This window comes from Thiolinea disciformis DSM 14473 (genome assembly GCF_000371925.1).
Lineage (GTDB): Bacteria > Pseudomonadota > Gammaproteobacteria > Thiotrichales > Thiotrichaceae > Thiolinea > Thiolinea disciformis.
This window is the reverse complement of record NZ_AQVE01000004.1, coordinates 193,090-212,071: the sequence shown is the minus strand read 5'-3', so window position 1 is coordinate 212,071 and position 18,982 is coordinate 193,090. Positions and strand designations below refer to the sequence as shown.

The 18,982-nt window shown below is 37.8% G+C and carries 18 protein-coding genes; 17 read left to right on the top strand and 1 reads right to left on the bottom strand.

The features are described 5' to 3' along the window. The first annotated feature begins 216 nt into the window (after window positions 1-216). From A3IE_RS0104995 to A3IE_RS0104915, 17 genes are all read left to right on the top strand, one after another. Window positions 217-1,590 carry a phage tail sheath C-terminal domain-containing protein gene (locus A3IE_RS0104995; protein WP_020394498.1) on the top strand — a complete coding sequence of 458 codons (1,374 nt, stop codon included), beginning with the start codon at window positions 217-219 and terminating at the stop codon, window positions 1,588-1,590. Window positions 1,591-1,601: 11 nt separating this feature from the next. After that, the gene (locus tag A3IE_RS0104990; RefSeq protein ID WP_020394497.1) at window positions 1,602-1,997 is read left to right on the top strand and encodes a hypothetical protein; all 396 of its coding nucleotides are present in this window, start codon (window positions 1,602-1,604) and stop codon (window positions 1,995-1,997) included. Window positions 1,998-2,005: 8 nt separating this feature from the next. Beyond that, the gene (locus A3IE_RS21905) at window positions 2,006-2,917 is read left to right on the top strand and encodes a hypothetical protein (protein ID WP_157832837.1); all 912 of its coding nucleotides are present in this window, start codon (window positions 2,006-2,008) and stop codon (window positions 2,915-2,917) included. A 1-nt stretch (window position 2,918) separates the two neighbouring features. Next, a complete protein-coding gene (locus A3IE_RS0104980; RefSeq protein WP_157832836.1) occupies window positions 2,919-4,010 on the top strand; it encodes a hypothetical protein in 1,092 nt (363 codons plus the stop codon). Continuing rightward, window positions 4,007-5,038 carry a hypothetical protein gene (locus A3IE_RS0104975; RefSeq protein WP_020394494.1) on the top strand — a complete coding sequence of 344 codons (1,032 nt, stop codon included), beginning with the start codon at window positions 4,007-4,009 and terminating at the stop codon, window positions 5,036-5,038. The genes A3IE_RS0104980 and A3IE_RS0104975 overlap by 4 nt, the downstream gene beginning before the upstream one ends. 13 nt (window positions 5,039-5,051) lie before the next feature. Next, window positions 5,052-6,482: a DUF6046 domain-containing protein gene (locus A3IE_RS21900; RefSeq protein ID WP_020394493.1), complete on the top strand. Its 1,431-nt coding sequence runs from the start codon at window positions 5,052-5,054 to the stop codon at window positions 6,480-6,482. 28 nt (window positions 6,483-6,510) lie between these two features. After that, window positions 6,511-7,677, top strand: a complete 1,167-nt coding sequence (locus tag A3IE_RS0104965; RefSeq protein WP_020394492.1) for a hypothetical protein — start codon at window positions 6,511-6,513, stop codon at window positions 7,675-7,677. Between the two features lie 12 nt (window positions 7,678-7,689). After that, window positions 7,690-8,325 carry a phage baseplate assembly protein V gene (locus A3IE_RS0104960; protein WP_020394491.1) on the top strand — a complete coding sequence of 212 codons (636 nt, stop codon included), beginning with the start codon at window positions 7,690-7,692 and terminating at the stop codon, window positions 8,323-8,325. Between the two features lie 27 nt (window positions 8,326-8,352). Continuing rightward, window positions 8,353-9,603: an anthrax toxin-like adenylyl cyclase domain-containing protein gene (locus A3IE_RS0104955; RefSeq protein WP_020394490.1), complete on the top strand. Its 1,251-nt coding sequence runs from the start codon at window positions 8,353-8,355 to the stop codon at window positions 9,601-9,603. Continuing rightward, on the top strand, window positions 9,603-10,250 hold the full coding sequence (locus A3IE_RS0104950) for a hypothetical protein (protein WP_020394489.1): 648 nt from the start codon (window positions 9,603-9,605) through the stop codon (window positions 10,248-10,250). Before A3IE_RS0104955 ends, A3IE_RS0104950 begins: the two co-directional genes overlap by 1 nt. A gap of 10 nt (window positions 10,251-10,260) precedes the next feature. Further along, window positions 10,261-10,662 (top strand): contractile injection system sheath initiator, encoded by a 402-nt coding sequence (locus A3IE_RS0104945; protein ID WP_020394488.1) that lies wholly within the window; start codon window positions 10,261-10,263, stop codon window positions 10,660-10,662. Further along, window positions 10,655-12,277 (top strand): baseplate J/gp47 family protein, encoded by a 1,623-nt coding sequence (locus A3IE_RS0104940; protein ID WP_020394487.1) that lies wholly within the window; start codon window positions 10,655-10,657, stop codon window positions 12,275-12,277. The genes A3IE_RS0104945 and A3IE_RS0104940 overlap by 8 nt, the downstream gene beginning before the upstream one ends. A gap of 1 nt (window position 12,278) precedes the next feature. Next, the gene (locus tag A3IE_RS0104935) at window positions 12,279-14,090 is read left to right on the top strand and encodes a hypothetical protein (RefSeq protein ID WP_020394486.1); all 1,812 of its coding nucleotides are present in this window, start codon (window positions 12,279-12,281) and stop codon (window positions 14,088-14,090) included. A 52-nt stretch (window positions 14,091-14,142) separates the two neighbouring features. Then, a complete protein-coding gene (locus A3IE_RS0104930) occupies window positions 14,143-14,604 on the top strand; it encodes a hypothetical protein (RefSeq protein WP_020394485.1) in 462 nt (153 codons plus the stop codon). Continuing rightward, on the top strand, window positions 14,604-15,236 hold the full coding sequence (locus A3IE_RS21895; RefSeq protein WP_020394484.1) for a tail fiber protein: 633 nt from the start codon (window positions 14,604-14,606) through the stop codon (window positions 15,234-15,236). The genes A3IE_RS0104930 and A3IE_RS21895 overlap by 1 nt, the downstream gene beginning before the upstream one ends. Window positions 15,237-15,317: 81 nt before the next feature. Then, window positions 15,318-16,715, top strand: a complete 1,398-nt coding sequence (locus A3IE_RS0104920; protein WP_020394483.1) for a hypothetical protein — start codon at window positions 15,318-15,320, stop codon at window positions 16,713-16,715. A gap of 29 nt (window positions 16,716-16,744) precedes the next feature. Beyond that, window positions 16,745-17,491, top strand: coding sequence for a hypothetical protein (locus A3IE_RS0104915; RefSeq protein ID WP_020394482.1), 747 nt, complete (start codon window positions 16,745-16,747; stop codon window positions 17,489-17,491). Between the two features lie 38 nt (window positions 17,492-17,529). Here A3IE_RS0104915 and A3IE_RS0104910 read toward each other — a convergent pair whose 3' ends face one another. Next, on the bottom strand, window positions 17,530-18,855 hold the full coding sequence (locus tag A3IE_RS0104910; protein ID WP_020394481.1) for a hypothetical protein: 1,326 nt from the start codon (window positions 18,853-18,855) through the stop codon (window positions 17,530-17,532). Window positions 18,856-18,982 lie beyond the last annotated feature (127 nt).

Here is an 18,982-nt window from a genome sequence, read left to right as displayed (position 1 = left end):
CTAAGACATGACCTCTCTTACAACTAAAGTGCATTGTGTTAATTATGGATTAGCTACTATACTCAAGATGTATAAAAAATATACATGATTTTAAAATGATTAACTTTTTAAATCATTAAGTTTAATGTGTTATTCTAAGTAAAAATTTTAAAAGACTCTTAAAATATCTTTTATTTTGACTGGAATAAGGGATGAAATTACTGCGAGGAGTGTAGAGTGACATTAATTATTCCGGGCGTTGAAGTAAAAGTTGTTAAAGAGGTTTTGCCACCACAACTAGCTCCTTCTGGTATCTTGGGACTTATTGGTTTAACAGAGAAAATACCAACACAAGGTCTAGGGCGCGTTAAAAGTTGGAATCGTTTTATTGAGTTATTTGGTTCTGCTAGTGCCTACACTATGCCGGAGGTTCTGCAAGCACTTAGTAATGGTGTATCAGAATTGGTTATTATTCCCCTAGAATATAAAGATAAAATTACTAAAGCAAATCATACTCATTCAGATCAAGGGAACTTCAAACTTGAAAGTAAAATACCTGGAACATTAGGAAATGAAATTGCATATTCTGTGTTTTGGAAAAGTATTAGTGGGAATATTGCCTGTGATCTAAAAATTTATTTTAAGGAAAAATTAGTAGAGACGCATAGAAATATCAAAGAATCTGATTTTCTAAAACAGCTTGAACATAATTCAAGTTTTTTACGTGTCCTTGATACTGTTTCCTTTCCAAAACAAGAAAATTCCAGCCAAAACACTCCTACACAAGAAGTAAGAATTCCTCTGGCTAATGGTAGTAATGAATCTTGGAACGATCTAACTAGCGATGCCATCAATAAATTAAAAAATGAACCTGATGTCGATATGGTAATGGTATCTATACCTTCGACTGTTGATATCGACGCTGCTAAAGAAATTTATAGCCAAATCAGTAGTCATTGCGAAGAAATGAGTAAAAAAAGCCAAGGTCGGATTGGTTTTGCTCAAGTAATAGGGTCATCAGAACAAGAAATTTCAGAGAATGCAGTGAAATTGTCAGAAACATTGCATTCTGATCGTATGGTCTTGGTTGCACCCGCATCTACTGCTGGAGCGGTTGCAGGCATGATAGGTAGTCTTGATTATTTTCAATCACCTACGTTCAAATCATTATCCATTGCTTCGGTAAGCCCTAGTCTAGGCGTTGAAACTCAAGAAGCACTGTTGAAGCAAAATATCGTTCCTGTCGTGAGTTATCAGGGACGCGGTATTATTGTGCTCAGGGGTTTAACCAGTGATGGTGATCAAATCAGTGTGCGCCGTATTGCCGACCATGCAGTACGCGGTGTCAAAAGTATTAGTGAACTGTTTATTGGTCGTTTGAATAACGAAGATGGGCGCATTGCTCTCAAACAAAAACTCATTGCCTTCTTAATGCAAATGGAAAAAGAAGGTGCACTTGTGCCCTCCACCGACGGTTCTGATCCAGCCTTTAAAGTGAATGTTTATTCCAGTCAAACCGATTTTGCGCAGGGAATTGTGCGTATTGATATGGCTGTTCGCCCAGTACGAGCCATTGATTTCATTTACGCCACTGTTCTTGTACAAGTTTAAGGAAACCCAGCATGGCAGCAACTGTTTTTAGTGCTAACCGTAGTAATGTATTGGTCGATGGCGAAGTGGTTGAGGGGCTACAGTCTTTAGCCTATCGCATTGTCACTGAACGTGAAGATATTCGTGCAATTGGGAGTGGCGAGCGTGTTACTGTTAATTTCGGTTTACGGGTAGTGCAAGGTGAAATGACAGTGCGTTCAGCACATTACAAGTTAGATAGTTTATTAGATAAACAAGCCCAATTCCAAATCGTTGCAAATCTTAAAAAAGATGAGTCGGCGAACTCAGCTAAACGTGTAGTCTCTTTTGATGAGTGTTTTGTGGAGAGTAAGGATTTTAGTATTGGTGCAGGTGGAACCGTCGTCACTACCTATGTATTCACGGCTACTCGTGTACGTGAAGAGTAAAACAGTTTATGGCACAGGAGGGCTTTGCTCCTAACGGTCATTCTAGGTCTCAATCAGACCGACTCACTGCCAACTATGAAATAGTGTTAGATGGTGTATTGTGGAGTCTGATTTACCAGGGCGCAGGGTATGAATTGCAGGTTTTAACGCCTACACCGTTTTGTTTGCAGGTTTGGCACTATGCTCAGCACTTAAGAGCGTTACGCAATAGTTTAGTCATTACGTCAACAGGTCTTAGCGTAAGCGTTGAAAGCTTAATCGAGCAAGTATTAACCGATAATAATCTTGCTATCGAACCATCTGCTTCTATAACGGCTTTGATTCTGTGGTGGTTGAATGGTGGTAATGAGGCCGACTTAACCACAGGGCTTAATAACCCTGAATTTCATTACGAAGGTAAGGTGTTTACCTTAAAGCCGTGGGCTGAGCAGCAACGCCTATTCGCATTGAACGCAAGTTTATTTCATGTTGATGATCATGCCCAACAAAACCATTACTTTGATCCTATCAACTACTTAAACCTTATGATTAAAGCTTGTGTGATTGATCTGCCTGAAGCCGTGTTAGATAGCCTAAATGCAGCGCAAACCACCACTTTATTCAATCAAGTGGTACAACTTAATATGCCAAATCACACGGGGTTGGATGCCTTATTAACAGGCGATGGATTAACACAAAGTCAACAATTATCAACATACATTGCTAAGCGCACCTTGCGTTTATGTAAGGCCTTAGGCTGGACTCCAAGTCAAGTGTGGGCAACTCCCGCTTTTGAAGTAGATCGCTTAATAGCTATGTTAGATCAAGTAGAAACATGTTCACCACTACTACCATTATCGCCACCTGTTCGCTCTGCTCCACAACGATCTAAGCTTGCAGATGCACCAGATGCGGTATTGATTCAGATTGAGGATGAGTAACATGCATAGGTTAACTCAGTTATCTATAGATACCTTGTTGATGAGATTATTAGAGCCTATTACTCGTTGCATGGAAGATGCTTTGTATCACTTAGAAATGGAGTTAAGTGTGCCAGCAGCGTTATCAGAGGCTCAGGTCTCAAGGGTGCTTGATGTTCCAGCCAGTAAAACTGTTGCAGACTCTTCTACAACTACTCCAAGCACTTCTCAACTAAGGCCATCAACGGGTGTATCTGGCTCAACAGTAATGCCTATTCATAAGCAAGGACAGGCTCTGTTACAGATGCCAGTCCATACTATGTTAGCAAAAAGTAATGATTTCATGGATGAGGCGTCGTTGAATGCTGTACCGTTGTTAACTCAAGTGCAGCCTATCCATAATCGTAAACCTATTCTGGCTACAGGCAATCATCTTCTGGTGGCGAGGGGTAATGAAAGTCAACTTCATGCGACCCCCGTAACCTATAAAGCAAATTCTTTAGCAGACGATCGGGAGCATTTCTCACCTGTTTCTGAGCAAACGAGTACCAGTAGCTCCCCTAGTAATCAGCTTACCAGTGTTATGGTTCATACAAACTTAAAGCATGAACTAACGCAAAATATTGATGGTGTCTCTAAGCCATTAGAGATTATTGAAGAACAAAATCACCTTAAACCTATACATGATTATTCAATGCTACCTACTGAAGCCATTGCGTTGGAGAATCTTAGGAGTAAGCAAGTCAGTAGTCGTCAGACAAATACTCAAACTGCATTACCAGTAGTGAATAACACCCCCTATGGTTTGCCTATCCGCGCTAAAAAAACTGTAGGTGCTTCAACATCACAGTCGATAGAGTCTTATTTGCCAAAGCCTGTGTTTGAATCGACTTATCAAACACCTTTGCCGCCCAATTCCAGCATAGAACCAGAACAGAGTGATCAGGTTGCATCTACGTTTCACGCTAATCGTGCTGAGCCTTTATTTGTTGATTCCACTTTTACAGGAAAACAGGATCGCACCAAGCATAGTGCAGAGAATCCTAGTAATTGTCTGGAAGTTTTTAATGAACAGTTAAAACTGATTGTTCGCCGACATGGTTTATTGCCATGACACTTGCTTACAAAGTTACTGCGGGTAGTTATGTGGCGACTAATCAAATTAAAGACAATGATCGCTTATTACTGTCCTTAACTACAGAATTAGGCATGGATGGCTTAGGTGGGTTTTGTCAGTTTGAGTTATCGGGAGCGAATTTTAAACCCTTAGCCATCGGTGAAAGCGTTAAAGTTGAATTAAATACAGGTCAAGGGATGCACACTGTATTTACAGGGCAAGTGACTGATATGGAAATTAGCGCTGGAACTCAAAAAATTTTAGCCCTTGACGCTATTTCACGCTTAGCCAGTAAACAGTTAGCAATAGTGTATGAAAAGGTAAAACTACACTTCATCATCAAAGACTTAATCAGTCAAGCTGATCTTGAGTGTGGTGAAATATGTCAAGGAGCTGAGGTACAGTCTTATCTCATTCATCCTCATCAGCCTCTATTAAGTCATCTAACCAAGTTAGCAGAGTGTTGTGGTGCTGATCTTTATTGTAAAGGTGATGGCAAAATCTATGTAACTACCCCTACACAACGGGGTACAGAACATCATTTTGAGTTTGGGCGTCAAATTCGTGCTTTGCAGGTGATTGAACAGCGTTTGCCGTTTGACAGTATAGAGTTATGGGGTGAAGGCGCTGGTGGTACACAGGGCGCAGAAAAAGCACATTGGCTTAGTGCAGATATTTCTAGTATTTCGAGTAAGGTTAGCCTTGATCAGCAGGGCAATGTACGCAGTGGTAGCTTAGGCAAACAAGTGAGACGTGTTTATGATGGCGCATTGAGAACACAGGAAGCGGTTGAGCAGTCTGCACTAGCGCGTATGACGTGGTTAGCATCGCGACGTATTGGAGGAAAGATTAGTGTACATGGCACAGCATCAGTGATGCCCGCTGATCTAGTTGTATTAGATAAAATTCCAAAAGATCACAGCGTTACCCCATTATTAAAAGAAAACAATCATCCTCTTAGAGTTCGCTGCGTTCGGCATGAATTAAGTCGGCAAACGGGTTTAGTTACCCATTTGACATGTTAGCGAGGCTTAATACATGGCAGTTCGTTTAGGGAAGATCAGTTTACCAGGCGCACAAAACCTTTATACCGAAGAAGCACGTACACTGGTAGAACAACGTGTGCCTGAACAACAAGGCAGTGTATTCCAAGATATGGGGCGCGAACCTATTAACTTGGTGTTAGAAGGCTTGTTATTAGGCGAGCAAGCCTTTGAGCAAATGGAACAATTACGTCAGGCACAGGCTAAGGCGAGTCCGCTCCCTTTTGCCGCCGATATTGTGATTGGCTCTGAATTAACCGATGTTGTTATTGAAAGTTTTGAGGCGCGTCAAGTCGCGGGGTATGCCAATCGTATTCGGTTTTCCATGCGTTTACGTGAGCATATTGAAGAGCCTGTTAAATCAAATGCGGATACGGCTTCTATCAATGAAGCTGCTAAACAAGAGGCTAAACAGTGGGAAGAAGGCTCGTTAGCAACGGCTGATGTAGTCGAGAATCCAGCCTCCTTGTCTGATAAGTTGGCAAAAAATCCTGCCTTAGTAGAAAAACTGGATATGGATGATGTGGGAGCATCTATTACCCGTAATATCGATAAGCTTGAGCCTGAGCAATTAGGTGGAATAGTTACCTCAATCGCTAATGTGAATCCTCAAAAAGGGGCTGATTTACTAAATGGTATTCAAAAGTCAGGAGGGTTCAGTGGTTTTATCGATAAAATTTCAGAGGTTTGGGATCAGGTTAAAGACGGTATTAAGAAGATAGATTTTTCAAAATTAACAGAATTAGGAAAGTTGATTTTTTCTGGCGGACTCGATTATTTAAAATTATTTAAAGAAGTCGGTAGTAAAGCAATAGACATATCTGAAGAAATAGTAAAATTAGTAGGTAGTAAAGGCTTGGTTTTTAATGATTTAAGGAAATTATTTGAAAATAAAAAACTGGAATCAATAAGTAATATATTGAAGAATTTTTTAGAAAAAATATCTCAGATTTTGAGTCATGAAATTACAAAAAAAATTGCTGAGATATTGTCAGATGCGGGTCTTAAAGAATTTTTGATAAAAAAAATTAGTTTTATCATTGAAGTTTTCAAAAAAATAGAAAATTTTATTAAATTGATTTCTTTGATTGATATTTTTATTACATCTTATAAAGTTATTTTGGACTTTACGGGTGAGGCAAGTAGTGGTTTAAAAGATTTTTTTAAAGAATTTTTATATTTAATAGATGAATCTAGTAATTCCGTAGTCGGGAATAGAGTAGATGGTGTCTTGAGTATGGTCAACTCTATTAAGAATGAAGTTGGCTTTTTATTAGATAAATCTGAAGATTTTTTAATGCAATCTGGTTTTTATAAAATTTTGGAAGTGGGCAAGGGATTGCAGCTAGTGAGTATAGGATTTGATAATTTATTGGTGAAATCTATTTCAGATTCTCATATAAATAAAACGCAATTAACAGCTTAAGAATTATTTTCTATAGTGAGGAGTTTTTATGGCAGAAACACAATTAAATAGCAATTTTAAAGAATTAGTAGAGATTCAACCTAAGGCTTTAGCAAAAATTGCACGCGAAAATAAGCCCAATGTATTTATAACTTTTTCTAAGGTTGTAAACTCGTTGAAAAAAAGTTTAGATGATGTAAAAAATATACAAGGTAGCGAAACTGAACAAATGACTAAATGGCAAAGGATAGCCAGACTCAATGAATATTTAAGTTATGAAAATAATGAATTAAAAAGCGATGCCTTTTCTGAAAAGCTTGCCAATGGTATTGGTTATACTATCGATGCACTCGCCTTTATTCAGTGTTACGTTTTTGTGATGGAAGAGTTTTTGAAAAAAGGTGATTCCTTAAAGGCTATGTGGGAGGTATCCTCCGAACTATTAACTGAGATGCTAAAAAAATCTACATTCGAGGATATTCAAAATATGGCTGAAGCTATCCTCTCAAACGATAAAAATTTAGCGCAGAAAGGTTCGCATAATGAAGAAGATGAATATATGATCCCAGGCATTAAACCGGTTATCGATGGTTTAAATAAGTATGTGGAAATTATTCCTGAACCAGAAGATATTGAAGTTATTAAAAAAGCGCTATATGAGTTATTAGTAATTAAATACACTGAGGATGGGCTAATTGATATAGATAAAACAGGCAAAATAAGATTATTACAATGGTTATTGTATCAAGAATGTAATATTCGAGCTAATTATAAAGCGGATATTAAGCATAATTTAAGATGGCTAGGTTTGCATTTACCATCAGATTTAATTGTGAAAAATCAAGTGAAAGGTGGTGCTAGAAAACCAAATAATTCTTCTACGTCAATCTTTTTTAGTAAAGATAGCAGAATTGAGCATCTTAGTAAAAATTTTAAATTACCCGAGAGCATACAAGAGGATGCTAAAAAAGAATTGGAAAAGATGTTAGACCAACTTGGCTATATTAAAGATGATATGGCGGAAAATATTAAGAATTTCCAAGAAGTTAATGAAATAAAAGAAGAAAAAGGATTGGGATTTAAAACTATTAATCGGTTAATGTATTTAGATACAGATAAAGAAATAATTTGTCAACCTGTACCATATCCATCTCAGAAAAAAAATGAGAAAGCAAGTAATCATCCTATAAGCGATGATCCACAGATAAATAAATAGTTAATCAATCCTATGATCGACTCATTAGCACTCATACGTACTCTTATTAGAGAGGAATTACAGCAGTTACGGATAGCTGATATTGCTGTGGTGACCAGTATTTTTCCTCACCAAGAAGGTGATACTCATAATTATGAATGTAATGTCAAATTACGTGAAAGTAATTTGGAATTACGTTACGTACCTATTGCAACGCCGCATATTGGAATGGTGAGTTTACCAACTGTAGGTGAGCTAGTGCTATTGAATTACGTACATGGTGATCCTAATCGGGCTATTGTGGTGGGACGGCTTTATTCCGATAAAGCTAATCCACCTGTTCACGAGGCAAAAGAACTCCATTTTGTGTCGTCTATAGAGGATCAACAGACTTCTATTATTATTGGCAAACAAGAGTCTATTACTATTCAAGCAGGCAAGACTATTATTACTATTAAAAAAGATGGTGATATTGATATTAAAGGCGAAAGTCAATTAAGTATCGAAACACAAGGTGACGTCAATGTAAAATGTAAAGATTGTAAAATTGATGCATCAGGCAAAATAGAGTTAGGTGATGGTGGCTCTGGGGTAATTACTGAAAAAAGTCATAAGTGTTATTTCACGGGCAAACCTTTAAAGGCATCAGCTCATGTCAAAGCAAAATAATGACCCCTAATTACAAGAGGATTATATATGTTAAGTAAAATTACTCCAGAACAACTAAAAAAAGAAGGTATTTCAGAAGCTCATAAGAAGGCTTTTCTACAGGTAGCGAAGGGTCAAAACTGTATTATTTTAACCAGAACACCAGGTGAAGCTTGTGAAGGTTTATTAGCTGAAGGTTATGACGCTAAAAGTTTCCATGTTAAAGCAAAATCCTGCCAATCAGGTGTCGCTGCTGGCTTTATCTGTTTTGATCCTTTTTTTAATAAGAATGCTATTGAGGGATTGGCTGACAATCTTTATGAAAACAATAAGTCTTTGAATAATGCTTATGAGCAAGGGGCTGCAAAAGAAAAAGATGGTTCTGTAGTGATGGTAAGATCTGGTACGACAGAATTGAGAATTAGTGAAGAACGTGTCAACTGGCTATTAAGTAAAAAATATATAATTATTACAAGTGAGGATAAAAAAAATAAAATAGGATTATTTATACAAGGTAATAAAAGCTACTCATTTAAACTGGAATGGGATACTGGTACAAAAAATTGGAAAGTCTTATACAAACCAAGCGAAATATATACAAAATCTACTGAAGAAGAAATAATTAGAAAATTTGAGGAAAAAAATACAAAAAAAGTAAAAGAAGGTAAGGAGGAAATTAAGTATCAAGATTTATATAAAAGTATGAAAGAAAAAATAGGCTCTTCTAAAAACGACTTTGCTCCCTTACTGATCATGACAAACCCACATCTTAATTATACGAGTGAGCAAGCCTATTTGAATGCTGTGGTAGGTGATTATGATTTATTCGCTATTTGGCCTGTCAAATCGGTCTACGAAGAGAATCCCGCACGTTTTTCTAGAATTGTTGATCATGAGTCTGAAGAAACTGTAAAGAACATGTCAAATAAAATTGTAGAAACAGAGAGTACGAATAAGATAGGTAAAGTAGTCGGTAATATCAGTAACGCTGTATTTAACATAGCACAATTGATTAATAGTGTGATTGGCGCTCACTGCCCTAAAGAATCTAAAGTTAATCGTGTTTTTCATAGTGATGAGGGTGGTCGTCCCTTTGTAGATGCTGTTGATACGGCAGTAGCCTTTACACCAAATGGGGAATGCTATTTATTAGAAGCAGGATCAGGTAAAGAGAATAATGGTCAAGCATTAGTTAAGTTTGCCGAGGAGGTTTTTAATGAAGGCTACCACATTATTATTAATGTAGGTTGGAAACAAGCCTTTAAAAACAGCACCATTAATATTACATGGCCTAAATAATGCCAGCGCCCGTTGCAACACAAATCGAATCCCCTGCTAAAGGCTTTTTTCAAGCAGCTGGTTTACAGGGTGAAGCTGCACCTAGTTTAACTAAAGCATTAAGCGAAGGGGTGGCACAAACATTAAGTTTGCTGTTGGCAATGGGTATGGTTATGCCTGGTATTCCTACGGCTGTCGATCCTATTAGTGGTAGTGGTTCGACGATTGGCATGGGAAGTTTAATGCCGCCACCCACAGGTGGACCAGGAGCACAGCCCATTGAAGGTATGCTTAAAAGTTTATTGGCTGGACAAGGGTTGCGTGGCGAATATGCAGAGGATTTGGCTAAGGCTGTAGCCGCCAGTATTGCACAAGCCATAACACTATTTACCCATCAATCTAAAGTATTACCTGGTATAGCTGTAGCAGGCTTTGTGAGCACTTCACCTGGCAGATTCATGCCTGTGCCGCTACAGACTAGTTTGGAAGCGAGTGTTAATGGTTTTTTGCAACAACATCATATTGCAGGTGAGTATGCGCCTGATTTAGCCAAGGTAATCGCACAAACCTTGGACTTAGGATTCAGTTTATTTACAGCACAAGTGATGGTAGCCCCCGGCATTGCTTGCCCGCCTGGAGCGACTACAACTCCAGGCAAATTTATGTAGGTTTATTGCTATGCAAGATAGGTTTGGTGTTGACTTAAAATTGGATTTTTATACTAATCACATCCATTTAGCAGGGGTATCAGGCGTAGAAACGGTGAGTGGTGTGGACAATTTAGTGCAAGCCCTGACGTTGCGCTTATTGTTAGATCAAGGTGAGCTAAGCAAACTAGGACATCCACGTTATGGCAGTCGGATTCGCGACTTTTTAGGTGAGCCTCTTGATAGAGCTAATCGAGAGCTCATTCGGCGTTATGTGCGTAAGACCTTACTGGAGGATGATCGGGTGGAAGAGGTATTGCAAGTAAGTGTTAGTACGCAAGCGGATAGCCTAAACAGTATTCAAGTATTCGCGCAGATTAAAGCGATTGGCTATGCTCAACCCTTACCGATTGGAGTGAGTATTGATGCTTGATAAGCAGCCAGCCCCCTTTATTAAAAAAGATTTTGCAAAACTAGTCGGTGATTTATTAGAAGATGCTGCGAAAGGTGGTGGTGGGCGTATTAGCCTTACCGATGCACGCGAGGGCAGTGTTACCCGCACTCTATTAGAAGTGTTTGCTCGTGAGTTGGCTGTGGTTTATGAACAGTTAGACTCGGTCTATCAAAATGCTTATTTGGATACTGCACAAGGCGCAGCCTTAGATAAGGTCATCTGGCTATTAGGGATTAAACGTCGCCAGCCAGGTCATTTAGAAGGTCGCGTGAGTTTTGCACGTAGCTTGCCAGCACCAGAGGATATTTATATACCAGCAGGTACGCTAGTGGCGGGTAAAGATGTGTTGTTATGTGCCACCTTACAAGATGCTACCTTATCTCATGGTGAGTTAGTGGTGCAGGTCGAAATACAAAGTTTAGAGCCTGCTCAAGAAGAAGATGCAATTCCTGCACAATCCTTAAAAATAATGCCACGCCCGATTACAGGGATAGAGCGGGTTTATAATGAATTGGCATTAGTCAAACGTCAGCAAGGTGAGGATGACGAAGCTCTACGTAAACGCTCACATCATGCGCTACATTCGGTACAGAGTGGAACTGTGGCGGCATTGGAACAGTCTGTGCGTGCGTTGGGTATAGAGCAAGTAAAAATTTTAGAATATCCCGATGAGCCTAGTTTGGCACCAGGGCGTATTAAAGTGGTGGTAGGTGATGAAAATCTTAGCGACGAAACCATGGCGCATATTAGACAACGTATTCAACAGGTGCGACCCGCTGGTATATTGGTAGAAGCTAGTAAAACGCGCCATTTTTATATTGATTTAGCGGCTGTATTAACCTTGGAAGGTAATTTCTCATCTCTACAAAAACAGGCAATAGAGATGGATTTAATAGGAAAAATCAAACAATATTTTAGTCAAATCACCACAGGTATGCCTATTCGGCAAGAAAAAATTCGCAGTATTCTGCTCGGTCATCAAGCCGTCGCTGCCTGTGAATCACTGGATAATAATAACTTCTTAATGAAAGTGTATAGTCTTGGCGAGAATACACCGAATATTTCATGGCAAGATAATACTCCATTATATCGAAATGGCAGCGGTGATATTATGATTCCATCTGATGGGTGTGCTGTATTATCAATAGATAAACGTCCAATACGTTTATTAATGCAAGGGCCAGAACCCATTGTTTATTTGGATATTGCTTTTGAAATAAAGAATGACTTGAAAAAGTCTTTGAATAGGGCTGAGGCTAAAGAAAAAATTACTGCTAATTTTATTAATTTAATAAATGATTTGATTAATAACAAAAAGGACAAAATTTATCATGTTAATGCTGAGGAATTCTGGAATAAAAAAAATGACGCTAACGATTTTGAGGAAGATGATATTGTTCAGCTAACCATTACAGTGGTTCATGAAAACACAGGGAAGGTAGTCGAATTAATCGTTAATGAACAGAAGCTTGCAAGTGAATTTGACAAAAATAATTTTAAAGAACCACTTCAACTTCGTGAAGTGTTGCAATTACGTTCTGTAGTGATTATTGAGCGGGAAGCTGACAATAGTACTTCCGTAGCTGGGAACTAAAATGTCATCTGATCAATACTATCAACGTCTCAGCAAGCATTTACCTGCACTATTAACACCTCAAAATAAAGAAAGTATTCTAGGGGCTTTATTGGATTTAATCGCTGAGCAATTGCACGGTTTAGATCAGTCAATGCGCCGAGTATTATATGATCGTTGGGTGGCTTTAGCTACAGGTGCTATTCCTAATAATGCAGTAGGCGAAGTATCAACCAGTGCATTAGATCGCTTAGGTGCGCTATTGCAGGTTTATCGTCTACCTTCACGTTTGACTCATTTAAGTAGTATTGAAGACAAACAAGGATTAACTGTTTACTTTCGTTCTAGTAAAGAACTCACTGAATCCTTATCCATATTAGTTGGTTATCCAAGTAAAAATCTCAACCAAGGTTTACAGCAATATTATGCAGAATGGTTAGAAAACTTGTTCGTAGGTTTAAAATTCAAATTTCCAGATAAAAATGAAGATCAAAAAAACTTTCGAGTAAATACAGATAATAACTATAATCCGGATATTTTAGAGAAATTTAAAGCTTTATTAAAACCTGAGCCCTCAGAATTATTTCGTGAACGTTTGCAAATTACGGCTCTTTTATTACATCAGGGCACAGGAACACCTCGCGCTATTTTATCGCGTGCTTTGGCTAATCTAGGGGTATGGCCTTGTCCAAATATCAAATATCCCGATTTAATTGATAATAAAGATACTACCATAGCATGGGGTATGCCATTAGAGTACCGTACGCAATGTACTAACTGTACCAACAATACATTTATTAACCATCATTCCTGTCGGCACAATGCTGTCATAACAGCCTGGCTTACGGATAATCCTATCCACCCTATTAAAGAATCTAAGCCATTATTAAAGCTATCCGAGGCTTTTACACTGAAAAGCGATAGTTTATGGGAGGATAGACCTAGTATTAAGATTAAGGTCGTGGGTGGGGGTGTAAAGAGTCTAAGTATGAAGAGTCGTCGTAGTGGTGAGCAATTAACAATAAATCAAGAACTAAAAAAAGGCGATGAACTATTTATTTATCCTTTCATGAGTCAGGAAGAGCTGGGCTATTTCGAGACTTATGAAGAAATACAACATCATCAGTGGCTCAAAGATTATCCTGAAGGTAAAACAGAGCTGAAAACGAACGGTAATGTGAAGCGTTTGAGCAAAGACGATCATCATTATACAACAGGATCCGTATTTTTTGAGTATGGAAAAAATATTGACCCTATCTATTGTCGTTTTGGTGAAACCGATTCAACCCAAGGACTACGCTTTGGTTCAGATGAGAGAATAATCAGACCTCCAAAGTTATTACCTGGTGATAATATCTGGTTGCTTTCATGGCAAGATGTAACACCCAGCAACAAATCAACAACTGAAGAGCAGTCAGAGTTAAGGGTTTCATTAGAACTACATTGGTTTACTCGCCCTCCTTTTAATTTTCGACTTACTATTCCGAAAAAACATCACAGACATAATCATTATATGGACGCTGCTTTGCAAAGAGGAGCACTGCAATTAGTTCATGATGATCTGAAGCGTTATCGTACCGCTGGTATACGTGCGGAATTAGTTTTTCCTGAGAGTTTAGATGATATTGAGCATCAATTTAATGAGCCAACCTTGTCTTTGCATATAAATTTATACTTGATTAGTGATGCTTGGGAATCTATTTCTCCTCATGAAGATACTCCGAAATTTTCTATGAATCTATTGTTAAAGGACGAGTATAATCTTGAACGTCAAGAGGTGCTATTGGCAGGCATGTATGATTTAACCCATATTGATTTTATGTTGTTGGCATAAGTAGTTTATTGCTGATTTTTTTAAAAGAATTCGTTGTTTAGGGAGAGGCATTTTGAAGGTATTTCATGCTATTACAGGGCAGTTAGAAATTTCACTGATGGATAATAGTGGTACTATTGTCGAAAGACGTACGGCTAATAACTCTATTACACCGGAGGGACGGGTATTATTAGCACGCCTTTTTTGTGGTCAATCACGTATTGAAAAAATAAAGGTTAGAGTCGCGGAAAATAAAGAAGAATTATTCAATAGCGCGAGTGTTAATGAAATTGAACTTCATAATCCTTCTATTGAAACACGCGACATAGACGGAACACGATGGGCAGTTATTAAAATTCAAGCTGTTTTTCCAAAACTTGTTAGTACCGCTAATGCGCAAAATATTACTGCCGCTGGATTAGTTTTAAAAGAATTCAATAAAGATCAGGAGGTTTTATATAATCAAGTAACCTTTCCTACTATAACACGTACGAGTCAATTAGATATGACTTTAGGTTGGGAGATTAAATTCTAATGAGCGATATAGACGCTACTAAGCCGTATTTTCCTAAAAATGCGGGCGATTTAATGCTAGCTGCAGAATGGAATGATTTACAAATTAAAATAAAAAAAGATATTCTAGATGTAAAAGAATATCTAACCGAGGAGATAGAAAAACAAAAAAAAATAAATGAGCAATTAAAAAAGGAGCTGGGTGATAGCAAAAAACTGACAGAGGATATTGGCAAAAGATTACCTAAGGGTTCTATAATCATGTGGTCTGGTGACACGCTTCCAGAAGGATGGGTGTTATGCGATGGAAGTAATAGCACGCCCGATTTAACGAATAAGTTTGTTTTGGGTGCCAATTTAATTCATAACATTGGAACTAAAAGCGATGGCGATAAATTATCCATTGATATAAATAATCAAACAAACTTAGCTGGAAGTCATTCTCATAAGCAAACACTTCCTTCCCGGTGGAGAGCACAAAATTATCAGGACGGCAGATTTACAAGCATTGACATTGATAACGATATGAAACTATTCTCAGAGACCTCTACATCGACAGATGGTGAACATAAACATGATATTCTTATAAAATTTTTAAGTGATAAGGTATTAATGCCACCTTATTATGTACTTGCTTTTATTATGAAAACGTAAAGCAATTAAAATAAGGAGTATGATTGTGAAGATAGGGAGTTTTTTATTGTGATTGGTAAAACTTTAATATAGTAATTTATAATGAATAAATTACAGGAGATTAATTTGAAGTTTACTAGCATAAATGGATTGATAGAAGTTGGTAAACCTTTAGAAGTGCATTCTGCGGTCAAAGGAATGCCTTTCATAGTACATCGTTTATCAAGAAATAAGTTGGATAAAGCAGTATTAAGTATTGTTTCGAATAAAAAAGATTTTTTAGAAGTTAGTCCCACGTCTGAAAAAAATGAAATAGATACTTCTATTATAAGAATTTTTTTTACTAATTCGGTAGTAGATCAGTCATCAGAAAATCCAGTTATCGCTAGAATTTTCTCAAAATTAGAAAATAAATTAGAAGATAATAAAATACCTGTCGAGGTGGCAATAGCGGGTATATATTTTGAATCTCCTATTAAAAATAACAGTATTAGTATACGTATTAAAATAGCTAGTCAAGGAGTTTGGCTACCACTTGTACCTATTGATACTTTTCAAGCTGATGAAAATGGCAGAATTGATATTGATTTTCCAGTCGTCGCAGCTAGCGAGCTTCTAATAGAACTATTAGAAGCTAAAGATAAGGTATTATTACCTACCAAAATCCACCTTAATTATCAAGATTCTCTTAAGATAAAGATCACTCAACAGGCTTGTCATGTTAGCATGGCGATTGGCGATGATCTGCCTTTTTGGTCGCATCAAGGAGTATTACCTCATAATCCAGTTAATATTCATGGATTAAAACAGGCTCTTAATCGTTATATTGACGACCATCCTGAAACCGAAATTATTCCATTACTACTCAAAGCTGCTAATCGAACAACTATTGAATTTAGTGAGCAAGAATTTATCAATCATACTCCAATGCCCATTAAAAAAATTGAAGCAGTAGTAGCTCAGCGAAATGAGCTATCGCTAGGAGCAAAGATGGCGAAGAATAATGAAGAATATGGGAATGGTCAGTTGTGTAATAATTATTATTCAGCGGCACAAGCTTTCACATTAAAGGAGGAAATTGCTTTATCAGCTATCCATATTTATTTAAAAAGTTTGAATCAGGTAGCCTTAACTATTCTTGTCAGTCTACATGCTGATGAACAAGGATTGCCTGCGCTTGCGCCGTTACACACAATAAAACAGCCTAATTTAAATTTATTGCAGCAAGGAGCTTGGCTGCGTTTTGAGTGGCTTAAGCCTATTAAATTAACGGCTACACGTTGGTGGATCGTGCTACAGACGGAGGCTTACGACGTGATCTGGTATTATCGTACAGATATTTATAATGAAGCGCTTAATGAAGCGCTCTATAGAATAAAACCTAATGGATGGTTACCTCTGTATGCAAATAAATTAGCAGATATGAATAAAAAAAATTCAAATTTTCAACAACAACTATTAGTGGATATTAGATATTTATCTGATACTAATAATCATTAATCTTAATAGTATTTTAGGCGTTTGTTTAAATGTTAAATGCTCTGCAACAGTTATTAGAAAGCTACCTGCCCCCAGTTAGTCTAAAATCAGTGACTCTTATAGTTGTTAATTTGGAGTATTTATTAGAATCTCTAGATCAACCTATTGGTACGCCTATCAGTCATACTATTCATGGGAAGCAAAAAGCGGTTATTGATAAAGAAGTTAAAATAACAAAAGATCCAATAGTGCAGGGTTTTATATCAATATTAGCACTTTCTGAAGACGCACAGTTACTAGAAGTGCGAGATAACAATAACCAAGTATTGGAGATAGCAAGCTACCACTTAACTCATGATGCGCCCGCGCAAAAAATCTATCAATGTAAATCCTTGCGTGAACCAACTTTACCACTTACTATTTACTTATCTAAGCCTATAATAGGTTATCAAGAAAGACGTGCAGTTAAGATACATATCGAGTTGCTAGCAAAACATAATGAAGCAGAACTACACGATGCATTGGCAATTTTAATACAATCAATTATTGATTATTCTACTCATGGCTTAGCGTTAACAAAACCTATTTCAGAAAAATCCAAGTCGCCAGATTCTGGGTTGTCATTTCATTTGCATCATCCTCAATTGCAAATTCATGGTTTTAGTAGGGCGGATATATCTAGCTCAATAACCAAAATTAAATTATTACTACTAGGTGATTTAGAAATGACCTTACTATTAAAAGTTGAACCACCAATGGATAAGCCTATAAAAGCTATTAAAATTAAGTCCTATTAATCCGTTATTATCTGAGGCCTGTCAGCATTAATGCATCTCTAGCGATACACCACTTGTTCAGGGGCTTCCTGCTTTTTATCCACGCGAATAAGGGTCACCTCTTTAGTGGAATACATGGACGGCTTGATTAAATAGGGGCTCCCTGCCAAACCATCACCAATACGAATACACGGTAATTGTGCACAGCCAGTGGGCGATGGATTCTTAGTCAGTTGCACCCGTGGAGGGCTGATATAACTGCCAATAGTAGAGCTTTCTAAGGTATTAGCTGCAAACCAATAACGATAGCTGCTTTTGACAGCTAAGCCTTTGTTACCAATATGAATATTAGTATAACGGTGTGGCTCACTAAACATAAAAACTTGCGCTTTAGGATTAGGTATCGCTTGTATTTGTTGCGTCGTTGGATTTTCAACTAAAGAATCCGTATTAATATCTGCTTGTTCAATGCGTATGTTAGAAATAATGGGCTCTTCAGTATTGCTGCTAGATTGTCCTACTACGGGGTGGCCGCCTGTACGTGGTCTTGCTAATAAACGCGGGGGTTTAGGATTAAAATCGAGCAAAGGCATAATTTGGGTAATCCGCTGTGAACCCGTATGTGCTACCTGTGTCTCATACGGGATGTCTGCTCGGGCTAAATCTTGTAATAAACGTAGCACAGCCGGATCAGCTTGAGTCTGTACTTTTTTGTGAGGAGCTGCTTGCCCTGCTTGTGCAGGTTTAGCCATCACTCGTGGTGGTTCACGATTGGGATATAAATCTTGCGCTACCACATTTATATTCGCACTACTTAAAGTGGGTAAGCTGCTACTGTAAGCATTGCCTGGTTTTGGCATTGGGAAGGTGGCTTGCAAACGCATACTCGGTACATAATAGGCTTGTAAACCTGCATCTACATGATAGCCCGGTGTATAATAGGTGGTGATATTATCTTTGCTTACCGGTAGCCATTCGAGCAAGCGCCAGTCATAGACCTGCTCTTTATTATCAGCAAGTGCTTTTAAAATAGCTTTTTCGGAGTATTCAGGGATCCAGACAGGACTATAGGGACGAGTAGGTGTGCTATTTCTAATCGAGAGCTTATTAATCCGTACATTACTGCCCCGAATATTAATGGCATCACCGCCGAAGTCTTTGATTTCCAAATCTTCAATCGTGAGTTGCCCTTCACCTTTTTTAACTAAAGGCAGAAACGTATTCTCTATCTTGAGTTTTTTAATATAAACCACTTTACCAGCAGGAATATCATAGGTAATGCCAATATCACGATTACGCTGCTTACCAACTATCGAAATATAGGGTGGGTTTTTGTAAGTATCAAAATTCCCAGGGTAAATCAGGGTGTTGGCAGGCATATCCATACTAAAGTATCCCTTTAAGCAAATGATTTAGTGATGAGTCTTGGCTTTCTATACTGTCGTTATTACCAATAAATACAGCAAAATGGCTAAAAAAGTAACTCACTTATTTGAGGGATAGTTTTAGAAA